General features: G+C 72.3%; 6 protein-coding genes. All 6 read left to right on the forward strand.

What is annotated here, in order from left to right:
• Nucleotides 1-375: 375 nt before the first annotated feature.
• The 6 genes from ACFYS8_RS07490 to ACFYS8_RS07515 all read left to right on the forward strand — a co-directional run bounded on the left by ACFYS8_RS07490 (nucleotide 376) and on the right by ACFYS8_RS07515 (nucleotide 11,821).
• The gene (locus ACFYS8_RS07490) at nucleotides 376-2,331 is read left to right on the forward strand and encodes an alpha-1,4-glucan--maltose-1-phosphate maltosyltransferase (RefSeq protein ID WP_387637159.1); all 1,956 of its coding nucleotides are present in this window, start codon (nucleotides 376-378) and stop codon (nucleotides 2,329-2,331) included.
• Nucleotides 2,328-4,043, forward strand: a complete 1,716-nt coding sequence (treS, locus tag ACFYS8_RS07495) for a maltose alpha-D-glucosyltransferase (protein WP_387637161.1) — start codon at nucleotides 2,328-2,330, stop codon at nucleotides 4,041-4,043. Before ACFYS8_RS07490 ends, treS begins: the two co-directional genes overlap by 4 nt.
• 267 nt (nucleotides 4,044-4,310) lie before the next feature.
• A complete protein-coding gene (locus tag ACFYS8_RS07500; RefSeq protein ID WP_387637164.1) occupies nucleotides 4,311-5,798 on the forward strand; it encodes a maltokinase in 1,488 nt (495 codons plus the stop codon).
• Nucleotides 5,799-5,887: 89 nt separating this feature from the next.
• The gene (glgB, locus tag ACFYS8_RS07505; RefSeq protein ID WP_387637166.1) at nucleotides 5,888-8,365 is read left to right on the forward strand and encodes a 1,4-alpha-glucan branching enzyme; all 2,478 of its coding nucleotides are present in this window, start codon (nucleotides 5,888-5,890) and stop codon (nucleotides 8,363-8,365) included.
• A 124-nt stretch (nucleotides 8,366-8,489) separates the two neighbouring features.
• Nucleotides 8,490-10,619, forward strand: a complete 2,130-nt coding sequence (gene pta, locus ACFYS8_RS07510) for a phosphate acetyltransferase (RefSeq protein ID WP_387637169.1) — start codon at nucleotides 8,490-8,492, stop codon at nucleotides 10,617-10,619.
• Nucleotides 10,616-11,821 carry an acetate kinase gene (locus tag ACFYS8_RS07515; RefSeq protein WP_387637172.1) on the forward strand — a complete coding sequence of 402 codons (1,206 nt, stop codon included), beginning with the start codon at nucleotides 10,616-10,618 and terminating at the stop codon, nucleotides 11,819-11,821. Before pta ends, ACFYS8_RS07515 begins: the two co-directional genes overlap by 4 nt.
• The last annotated feature ends 28 nt before the right edge of the window (nucleotides 11,822-11,849 follow it).

Here is an 11,849-nt window from a genome sequence, read left to right on the forward strand (position 1 = left end):
TCCCGGCGTCGCCCGCCGGGCAGAGCTGCCGCCGATCTCGGGCAGGAGCTTGGCATGCACGGCGACACGCGGGACCAGTCCACGGTACCGACGGACCACACCCCTGACGGACCGTCGACCGGGGAACCCCCGGTGCCGGCCCCGCGCACCGCGGCGGCCCGCAAGCGGGCGGCCGCACCGGCGACGAAACGTGCGGGCACCCCGCGCAAGGCCGCGTCGAAACGGACCACCACCGTCAGGTCCGCCGCGGCCCCGCCCTCCGGCACCCCATCGGCCACCGCCGTCACCGCACCCACTGCGCCTGCCCCCGGCACCACGTCGTCCCCGCGTAAATCACCGACCCGCCCCACCCGCACCACGACAGAGAGCGACACCGTGATCGGCCGCATCCCCGTGCTTGACGTCACCCCGCTCGTCGACGCCGGCCGGCGTCCGGCCAAGGCCGTGGAGGGCGAACGTTTCCTGGTCTCCGCCACGGTGTTCCGCGAGGGCCACGACGCGGTGGGGGCCAATGTGGTGCTGCGCGACCCGCGCGGCCGTTCCGGTCCGTGGACACCGATGCGCGAGCTGTCCGAGGGCAGCGACCGCTGGGGCGCGTACGTGACGCCGACCGCGCCGGGCCGCTGGTCGTACCTGGTGGAGGCATGGGGCGACCCGGTGGCGACCTGGCGCAAGCGCGCGGCGGTGAAGCTCCCGGCCGGGATCGACACCGCGCTGGTGCTGGAGGAGGGCGCCCAGCTGCTGGAGCGGGCGGCGGCCGGGGTGCCGAAGAAGGAGGGCCGGGCCCAGGTGCTGGCCGCGGTGGACGCGCTGCGCGACTCCGGCCTGCCGCCGTTGAGCCGCTACGCGGCGGCGCTGGTGCCGGAGGTGACGGCGCTGCTGGCCCGTTTCCCGCTGCGCGAGCTGCTCTCGGCGACCCGTCCGCAGCCGCTCCAAGTGGACCGCAAGCGGGCGCTGTTCGGTTCCTGGTACGAGTTCTTCCCGCGCTCGGAGGGCGCGGTGGTGGACCCGAACGGTGTGGAGGCGCCGGTCTCCGGCACCTTCCGGACGGCCGCCGAGCGGCTTCCCGCGGTGGCCGCGATGGGCTTCGACGTGGTGTACCTGCCGCCGATCCACCCGATCGGCCGGGCCCACCGCAAGGGTCCGGACAACTCGCTGGAGGCCGGCCCGCAGGACGTCGGCTCGCCGTGGGCGATCGGCTCCCCCGAGGGCGGCCACGACGCCGTCCATCCGGACCTGGGCACCCTGGAGGACTTCGACCACTTCGTCGCGGAGGCGGGCGCGCTGGGCCTGGAGGTGGCGCTGGACTTCGCGCTCCAGTGCTCGCCGGACCACCCGTGGGTGCACAAGCACCCAGAGTGGTTCAGCCACCGCGCGGACGGCACCATCGCGTACGCCGAGAACCCGCCGAAGAAGTACCAGGACATCTACCCCGTCAACTTCGACCAGGACTTCGACGGGATCGTCCGCGAGACGGTGCGGATCCTGCGGTTCTGGATGGGCCACGGGGTGCGGATCTTCCGCGTCGACAACCCGCACACCAAGCCGGTGAACTTCTGGGAGAAGGTGCTCTCGGACATCGCCCGCACCGACCCGGACGTGCTGTTCCTGGCGGAGGCGTTCACCCGTCCGGCGATGATGCACACCCTGGCCAAGGTCGGCTTCCACCAGTCCTACACGTACTTCACCTGGCGCGACTCCAAGGCCGAGCTGACGGAGTACCTGACCGAGCTGACCGGCGAGGCCGCCGCCTGGATGCGGCCGAACTTCTTCGCCAACACCCCGGACATCCTGCCCGAGTACCTCCAGCAGGGCGGCCCGGCGGCGTTCGCGGTGAGAGCGGTGCTGGCGGCGGCGCTGTCGCCGACCTTCGGGATCTACGCGGGCTTCGAGCTGTTCGAGAACGAGCCCGCGAAGCCCGGCTCGGAGGAGTACCTGCACTCGGAGAAGTACGAGCTGCGGCCGCGCGACTGGACCCGGCAGGACTCCCTCGCGCCGCTGCTGACCGCCCTGAACCGGCTGCGCCGCCGGCATCCCGCCCTCCAGCAGCTGCGGGACCTGCGCTTCCACCCCGTCGACAACGAGCGGATCATCGCGTTCTCCAAGTGCGCCGTCACCGAGGACGGCCTGGAGGACCAGGTGATCTGCGTGGTCAACCTGGACCCGCACCACGTCCAGGAGGCCACCGTCACGCTCGACGTGCCGGGGCCGCTGACGGTGCACGACGAGCTGACCGGCGCGACGTACGCCTGGGGCCGTCACAACTACGTCCGGCTCGATCCCTCTTCCGGGCCGGCCCACCTCCTCACGGTTCGGAGGAACCCGCAGTGACAGTCAACGAGCCCGTCCCCGACACCTTCGCCGACACCCCCGCCCGGGACCGCGACCCCGAGTGGTTCAAACGCGCGGTCTTCTACGAGGTCCTGGTGCGTTCGTTCCAGGACAGCAACGGCGACGGCGTCGGAGACCTCAAGGGGCTCACCTCGCGGCTCGACTACCTCCAGTGGCTGGGTGTGGACTGCCTCTGGCTCCCCCCGTTCATGAACTCCCCGCTGCGGGACGGCGGTTACGACGTCTCGGACTACCAGTCGGTGCTCCCGGAGTTCGGCAACCTGGCCGACTTCGTGGAGTTCGTCGACGCGGCGCACGCCCGCGGCATGCGGGTGATCATCGACTTCGTGGTGAACCACACCAGCGACCAGCACGCGTGGTTCCAGGCCTCCCGGAGCGACCCGGAGGGCCCGTACGGCGACTTCTACATGTGGGCCGACGACGACAAGCAGTACCCGGACGCCCGGATCATCTTCGTCGACACCGAGACCTCCAACTGGACGTACGACCCGGTCCGCAAGCAGTACTACTGGCACCGCTTCTTCAGTCACCAGCCGGATCTCAACTACGACAATCCGCGGGTGCAGGAGGAGGTGATGGCGGCGCTCCGGTTCTGGCTGGACCTCGGCATCGACGGCTTCCGGCTGGATGCGGTGCCGTACCTGTACGCCCGCGAGGGCACCAACTGCGAGAACCTGCCGGAGACCCACGACTTCCTGCGCCGGGTCCGCAAGGAGATCGACGCCAACTACCCGGACACCGTGCTGCTGGCGGAGGCCAACCAGTGGCCGGAGGACGTGGTCGACTACTTCGGCGACTTCGGCTCCGGCGGCGACGAGTGCCACATGGCGTTCCACTTCCCGGTGATGCCGCGGATCTTCATGGCGGTCCGCCGGGAGTCCCGCCACCCGGTCTCCGAGATCCTGGCGAAGACGCCCGAGATCCCCTCGGGCTGTCAGTGGGGCATCTTCCTGCGCAACCACGACGAGCTGACCCTGGAGATGGTCACCGACGAGGAGCGCGACTACATGTACGCGGAGTACGCGAAGGACCCGCGGATGCGGGCCAACGTGGGCATCCGCCGCCGGCTCTCCCCGCTGCTGGAGAACGACCGCAACCAGGTCGAGCTGTTCACCGCGCTGCTGCTCTCGCTGCCGGGCAGCCCGGTGCTGTACTACGGCGACGAGATCGGCATGGGCGACAACATCTGGCTCGGCGACCGGGACGGCGTACGCACCCCGATGCAGTGGACGCCGGACCGCAATGCGGGTTTCTCCTCCGCCGACCCGGGCAGGCTCAGTCTGCCGCCCATCATGGACCCGGTGTACGGCTTTCAGGTGACCAACGTCGAAGCGCAGCAAAGCAGTTCGAGTTCGCTGCTGCACTGGACGCGTCGCATGATCGAGATCCGCAAGCTCAATCCCGCGTTCGGCCTCGGCAGTTACACCGAGCTGCCCTCCAGCAATCCCGCGGTGCTGGCCTTCGTGCGCGAGTACGAGGGCGACCTGGTCATGTGCGTGAACAACTTCTCGCGGTTCGCGCAGCCGACCGAACTGGACCTGCGGCAGTACGGGGGGCGGTACCCGGTCGAGCTGATCGGCGGCGTGCGCTTCCCCACCATCGGCGAATGGCCGTACCTGCTGACGCTGGCCGGCCACGGCTTCTACTGGTTCCAGCTGCGCCAGTCCCCGGCGAAGGCGTCCGCGAAGTAGCACGCGGGGGCCGACACGCCCACGCACCAGCGATTCACCGGGCCCCGATCCGGGACACCTCTTCCGCGGGCGCGCGAGTTGCTCCGCGCGCCCCCGGAGGTCTTCGCACCACCGCGTACGGAGAACAGCCCAACGGCCATCCACACGAAGGCGTGACACCGGGCCCCGGCTCGCGTGCCGTCGCCGACGCGCCGTCGAAATCCGGAAGAGTGAAGGGCCCGGCCACGATCCCGTCGGGCAGTCGCCCGCTTCCGGGGAAAGGGAGTCATGTCCGAAACCTCCCGTTCTCAAGCCCACCTGCACCGTGATCCGTCCGCCGCCCCGGCGCCGGTCGGGACGCGGACGCCGGGGGTCCGGAGAACCGCCGCGGGAGTCAGCGAGCTGGTCCATGCGGCCCTGCCGCTGATCGCCGAATGGCTCCCCACCCAGCGCTGGTACGCCGGCAAGGGCCGGCCGATCGCCGCCCTCACCCCCGTGATCGGCACGCCGCTCCAGGTCGGCGACCCCGCGCTGCTGCACCTGCTGCTGCGGGTGGAGCACGGCGGGGCGGCCACCGGCCCCGGTGACGTGTACCAACTGCTGCTGGGCATCCGCTCGGACCGGCCCGCGGCGGTCGGGCAGCGGGCGGTGCTGGGCCGATTGGCGGGTGGCACCTACGACGGCGCGGTGCTCTACGACGCGGTGCACGACCCCGAGCTGACGGGCCGCCTGCTGGAACACCTGGCCACCGGCGACCGGTTCGGCTCGCTGTGCTTCCGCCGCACCCCGGGCCCGGGCCTGCCGGGCAACCTGCCGGGGCGGGCGTCCACCGCCGAGCAGTCCAACTCCTCGGTGATCTACGACACCGCGTTCATCCTGAAGCTGTTCCGCCGGATCAGTCCCGGGACCAACCCCGACCTGGAACTGTCGCTGGCGCTGTCCCGGGCCGGCTCGACCCGCATTCCCCGGGTCGCCGCCTGGTTCGAATGTCGCCTGGAACGCTCCGAGCCCGCCACCCTGGGCCTGCTGCAGCGCTACCTGCCGGACGCCGAGGACGGCTGGGAACTGGCGCTCGACCAGGTCGCCCGGCTGAAGGGCGACCCGTCGCCCGGCAACTTCGCGATCGAGGCGCACCGGCTGGGCCGGGCCACCGCCGAGGTGCACCGGGTGCTGGCCCGCTCGATGCCCACCACCCGGCTGGACCGGCCGCGGATCGCCGAACTGGCCGGCGCGATGGCCGACCGGCTGGACTCCGCCGTCACCGCCGTCCCCGGCCTGCTGCGCTACCGCTCCGCACTGCGCTCCGCCTTCCAGCAGCTGACGGCCGCCCACCTGGACGGGCTGCTGGTCCAGCGCATCCACGGCGACCTGCACCTCGGCCAGGCGATGCGCACCCCGCAGGGCTGGGTGCTGCTGGACTTCGAGGGCGAGCCCGCCAAACCGCTGGCCGAACGCCGCCTGCCGCAGCCCGCGCTGCGGGACGTCGCCGCGATGCTGCGCTCCTTCGACTACGCGGCCGCCCACCTGCTGGCCGGCGCCCCCGCCCAGGACCCCGAACTGGCCCACCTGGCCTCCGCCTGGGCGGCCCGCAACCGGGCCGCGTACTGCGCCGGCTACACGGCGGGCGGCGGCTGCGACCCGTCCGAGTCGCCCGAGCTGATGCGCGCCCTGGAGATCGACAAGGCCGTGTACGAGGTGGTGTACGAGGCCCGGCACCGGCCCAGCTGGCTGCCGATCCCGCTGGCCGCGATCAACCGGCTGGCCGACTCCGTCTGACCCTCCGCCCGGCCGGGCACCCCGGCCGGGCGGTCCGTTCTCCCGGCACCAACCCCGACCCGTTCGCAGGAATCCTGGAGGCCTCCGCCGTGACCCCGCTCGGTCCGCTCGACCCGCCCCTTCCGGCCGACCGCCAACCGGCCGTCCCGGCCACCTTCCGGAACGGCGAGCGCGGCAGGGGGGCCGGCTGGCAGCCCCCGGCGAAGCCCGCACGGCCGTCCGGCGCGACGCCCCGTCCGGCGGCGACCAAGAACCCGGTGGCCAAGAGCCCGGCGGCCAAGCCGGCGAACGCCCCCGCTTCCGGGAAGGCCGGGCGCCCGGCGAAGTCCCGCCCCGCGCCCGTCCGGCCCGCACCGGGCGCGGCGCTGCGGCTGCCAGAGGCTCCGCTGCCGCCCGCCGAGGTGGAGCGCCTGGTCTCCGGCGCGCACCACGACCCGCACGCCCTGCTGGGTGCGCACGCGCTGCCGACGGGCACCGCGATCCGGGTGCTGCGCCCGTTCGCCGAGCGGGTGGTGGTGGAGACCGCGCTCGGCCCGGCCGAACTGACCCACCAGCAGGCGGGACTGTTCACCGGCCTGCTGACCGGCCAGCGGTTCCCGGACTACACGCTGAGGGTGACGTACCCGGGCGGGACGCCGCTGGAGCAGCACGACGGCTACCGGTTCGCCCCGACGCTCGGCGAGCTGGACCTGCACCTGATCTCGGAGGGCCGGCACGAGCAGCTGTGGCACGCGCTCGGCTCGCACGTGCGCACCGTGGACGGGGTGGCCGGCACGTCGTTCGCGGTGTGGGCGCCGAACGCGGTCGGGGTGCGGCTGATCGGCTCGTTCAACCACTGGAACGGCACCGCGCACCCGATGCGCTCGCTGGGCTCGTCCGGCGTGTGGGAGCTGTTCGTGCCGGGCCTCGGCGAGGGCGCGCAGTACAAGTACCAGATCCTGACCCGCTCCGGCCGGGTGGTGGAGAAGGCCGACCCGCTGGCCCGGGCCGCGCAGTGCCCGCCGGACACCGCCTCGGTGGTGACGGTCTCCCGGCACGAGTGGCAGGACGCCGAGTGGATGGCGGCGCGCGCGCAGACCGTCCACCACCGCGCCCCGATGTCGGTCTACGAGCTGCACCTGGCCTCCTGGCGGCCCGACCTGACGTCCTACCGGCAGATCGCCGGGGTGCTGCCCGGCTACTTGAGCGAACTCGGCTTCACCCACGTCGAGTTCATGCCGGTGATGGAGCACCCGTTCGGCGGTTCCTGGGGCTACCAGGTGTCCGGTTTCTACGCCCCGACGGCCCGACTCGGCACCCCCGACGACTTCCGGTACCTGGTGGACACGCTGCACCGGCACGGCATCGGCGTGCTGGTCGACTGGGTGCCCGCGCACTTCCCGAAGGACGACTTCGCGCTGGCCCGGTTCGACGGCGAGCCGCTGTACGAGCCGGCCGACCCGCAGCGCGCCGAGCACCCGGACTGGGGGACGCTGGAGTTCGACTACGGCCGTACCGAGGTGCGCAACTTCCTGGTCGCCAACGCGGTGTACTGGTGCGAGGAGTTCCACGTGGACGGCCTGCGGGTGGACGCGGTCGCCTCGATGCTCTACCTCGACTACTCCCGCGAGGGCGGCGACTGGTCGCCCAACCAGTTCGGCGGCCGGGAGAACCTGGACGCGGCGTCCTTCCTCCAGGAGATGAACGCCACCGTCTACCGGCGCTGCCCGGGCGTGCTGACGGTCGCCGAGGAGTCCACCGCCTGGGACGGCGTCACCCGGCCCACCGACTCCGGGGGCCTGGGCTTCGGCCTGAAGTGGAACATGGGCTGGATGCACGACTCGCTGGTCTACATGTCCAAGGAGCCGGTGCACCGCAGGTACCACCACAACGAGATGACCTTCTCGATGGTGTACGCCTGGTCGGAGAACTACATCCTGCCGATCTCGCACGACGAGGTGGTGCACGGCAAGCAGGCGCTGGTCTCCAAGATGCCCGGCGACTGGTGGCAGCAGCGCGCCAACCACCGCGCCTACCTGGGCTTCATGTGGGCCCACCCGGGCAAGCAACTGCTTTTCATGGGGCAGGAGTTCGCCCAGGGCGCGGAGTGGGAGCACGAGAGCGGCCCGCAGTGGTGGGTGCTCGACGAGGCGTGGGCGGCGCACGCCGACCACCGCGGCGTGCAGCGCCTGGTCGGCGACCTGAACCGGGTCTACCGCGCCACCCCCGCGCTGTACGAGCAGGACACCGTCCCGGCGGGCTTCCGCTGGCTGGACGGCGGCGCGGCCGACGACAACGCGTTCTCCTTCGTCCGGTTCGCCGCCGACGGCAGCCCGCTGGTCGCGGTCAGCAACTTCTCCCCCGTGGTCCGGCGCGGGTTCCGGGTCGGTCTGCCCCGGCTGGAGGGCCGCGAGCAGCTCTGGGAGGAGGCGCTGAACACCGACGCCGAGCGGTACGGCGGCAGCGGGATCGCCAACTCCCGGCCGGTGAAGGCGGAGGGCACGCAGTGGAACGGCCAGCCGCGCTCGGCCGAACTGGTGCTGCCGCCGCTGGCCACCGTCTGGCTGCGCCCGGCCCGCACCACCTGATCGAACCGAGGACCTCCGGCCCCCCGAGCAGCCCGAACGGCAGTGCCGCAGCCCAGTCCGAATGTCATACGAAGGTATGGTCAAGATGACCTCAGCCTGAGAAAGACGGACGGAGAGTTCCACCGTGGCGAGCAGCGTGTACGTGACCGGGATCGACCGGGGGGACGGCCGGCAGGCCGTGGAACTCGGGGTCATGGAACTGCTCACCCGTCAGGTGGACCGGGTCGGGGTGTTCCGCCCGCTGGTGCACGCACCCGACGGGGCGGCACCGGCCACCGACCACATGGTGGAACTGCTGCGCAGCCGGTACCGGCTGGACCTGCCGACCGCCGAACTGTACGGGCTGACGTACGACGAGGCGGCGGCCCTGCAGGCGGCCCGCGGCCAGGACGAGCTGGTCTCCGTCCTGGTCGACCGGTTCCACCAGCTGGCCCGCCGCTGCCAGGCGGTGCTGGTGCTGGGCACCGACTACGCGGACACCAACATCCCGGACGAGCTGGCCTTCAACGCGCGGCTGGCGAACGAGTTCGGGGCGGCCGTGCTGCCGGTGGTCGGCGGCCAGCACGACGACCCGCAGACGGTGATCGCGGAGGTCCGCAACGCGCACCGGGCGTACCGGGACCTGGGCTGCTCGATCCTGGCGATGATCGCCAACCGGGTCGCGCCGGGCGCCAAGCAGCAGGTGCAGCGGGCGCTGACCGAGAAGCTGCCGGTGCCGGTGTACGTCGTCCCGGAGGAACCGGCGCTGGCCGCGCCGACCGTGGCGCAGCTGGTGGAGGCGACCGGCGCGCAGGTGCTGCTGGGCGACGCGGCGGGCCTGGCCCGGGACGTGCGGGGCTTCGTGTTCGGCGGCGCGATGCTGCCGACCTTCCTGAACGCACTGACCGAGGGCGCGCTGGTGGTGACCCCGGGCGACCGGGCGGACCTGCTGATCGGCTCGCTGGCCGCGCACGCCGCGGGCTCCCCGCCGATCGCGGGCGTGCTGCTGACGCTCGGTCAGCACCCGGGCCCGGACGTGATGGCGCTGGCGTCCCGGCTCGCGCCCGGCACGCCGGTGGCGGAGGTGACGGAGGGCTCCTGGCTGACCGCCGCGGCGCTCACCCACCTGGAGGGACGGATCGGCCCGGACAGCCCGCGGAAGGCGGAGATCGCCCTCGGCCTGTTCGAACTGCACGTCGACACCGCCGAGTTGACCAGCCGGATCGAGCTGACCCGCTCCGAGCGGGTGACCCCGATGATGTTCGAGCACGCGCTGCTGGAGCGGGCCCGCGCCGACCGCCGGCACATCGTGCTGCCGGAGGGCACCGAGGAGCGGGTGCTGCGCGCCGCCGAGGTGCTGCTGCGCCGCAACATCTGCGACCTGACCCTGCTCGGCGAGCCGGAGGCGGTGCACCGCCGGGCCGCCGCGCTGGGCATCGAGTTCCCGCAGGCCGGCGAGTCCGGCGCGCAGCTGCGGATCGTCGACCCGGCGGCCAGCCCGCTGCGCCAGCAGTTCGCCGAGCTGTACGCGAAGGCCCGGGCGCACAAGGGCATGACGGTGGAGCGGGCGCTCGACGTGGTCACCGACGTCTCGTACTTCGGCACCCTGATGGTGCAGGAGGGCATCGCGGACGGCATGGTGTCCGGCGCGGTGCACTCGACGGCGGCGACCATCCGCCCGGCGTTCGAGGTGATCAAGACCTCGCCGGGGGCGTCGATCGTCTCCTCGGTGTTCTTCATGTGCCTGGCCGACAAGGTGCTGGTGTACGGCGACTGCGCGGTCAACCCGGACCCGGACGCCCAGCAGCTGGCCGACATCGCGATCCAGTCGGCGGAGACGGCCGCCCAGTTCGGGGTGGAGCCGCGGGTGGCGATGCTGTCGTACTCGACCGGCACCTCGGGCTCCGGCGCGGACGTCGACAAGGTCCGCAAGGCCACCGAGCTGGTCCGCGCGCTGCGTCCGGACCTGCTGGTGGAGGGGCCGATCCAGTACGACGCGGCGGTGGACGCGCACGTCGCGGCGACCAAGCTGCCGGGCTCGCCGGTGGCGGGCCGGGCCACCGTGCTGGTCTTCCCGGACCTGAACACCGGTAACAACACCTACAAGGCGGTGCAGCGCTCGGCCGGCGCGATCGCGGTCGGCCCGGTGCTCCAGGGTCTGAACAAGCCGGTCAACGACCTGTCCCGGGGCGCCCTGATCGAGGACATCGTCAACACCGTGGCGATCACCGCGATCCAGTCCCAGACCCAGTCCGCCGAGGGAGACGCGCAGTGAGCACCGGTACCCGTGTCCTGGTGCTGAACGCCGGGTCGTCCTCGGTGAAGTACCAGCTGATCGACATGCTGGACGGCGCCCGGCTGGCGTCCGGCCTGGTGGAGCGGATCGGCGAGAGCGAGGGGCGGCTGCTGCACCTGCCGCTGGCCGGGGAGCCGCGCGAGCAGGTGCGCCGGTTCGCCGACCACGACGGGGCGCTGCGGGCGGTCGCCGACGAGCTGGCCGCGGACCTGATGGGCCTGGACTCGCCCGAGCTGGCGGCGATCGGCCACCGGGTGGTGCACGGCGGGCTGCGCTTCACCCGGCCGACGCTGATCAACGACGCGGTGGTGGCGGAGATCCGCCGGCTGATCCCGGTGGCGCCGCTGCACAACCCGGCGAACATCACCGGCATCGAGGTGGCCCGCGCGATCCGCCCGGACCTGCCGCAGGTCGCGGTGTTCGACACCGCCTTCCACGCCACCCTGCCGGAGTACGCGGCCCGGTACGCGATCGACCGGCGGACCGCCGACGAGCACCGGGTGCGCCGTTACGGCTTCCACGGCACCTCGCACCAGTACGTCTCCCGGGCCACCGCCCGGCTGCTGGGCCGCGACCCGGCCGAGCTGAACGTGATCGTGCTGCACCTGGGCAACGGCGCGTCGGTGTCGGCGGTGGCCGGCGGCGTCTGCGTGGAGACCTCCATGGGCCTCACCCCGCTGGAGGGCCTGGTGATGGGCACCCGCTCCGGCGACGTGGACCCGGGCCTGGTGTTCCACCTGCACCGGGTGGGCGGTCTGAGCATCGATCAGATCGACGACCTGCTGAACCGCCGCAGCGGCCTGCTCGGCATGTGCGGCGACAACGACATGCGCGAGGTGGTGCGGCGCGCCCAGGGCGGCGACGAGGATGCCAAGCTGGCCTTCGACTCGTACGTGCACCGGATCCGCCGCTACCTGGGCGGCTACTACGCGGTACTGGGCCGGGTGGACGCGGTGGCATTCACGGCGGGTGTCGGGGAGAACTCCGCGGAGGTCCGGGCGGCGGTCTGTGCCAATCTGGAGGAACTCGGTATTTCGGTGGAGCCGGAGCTGAACGCGACGCGTTCGCGCCGGGCCCGGACGATCTCGCCGTCCTACGGCCGGGTGACCGTCGCCGTGGTGCCCACCGACGAGGAACTGGAGATCGCCCAGCAGACGTTCGCGCTGGTCCACGAGGTATAGGGCCGACGCGGGATGACTACCCGTCAGT

Source organism: Kitasatospora sp. NPDC004615 (genome assembly GCF_042873545.1).
Classification (GTDB): Bacteria; Actinomycetota; Actinomycetes; order Streptomycetales; family Streptomycetaceae; genus Kitasatospora.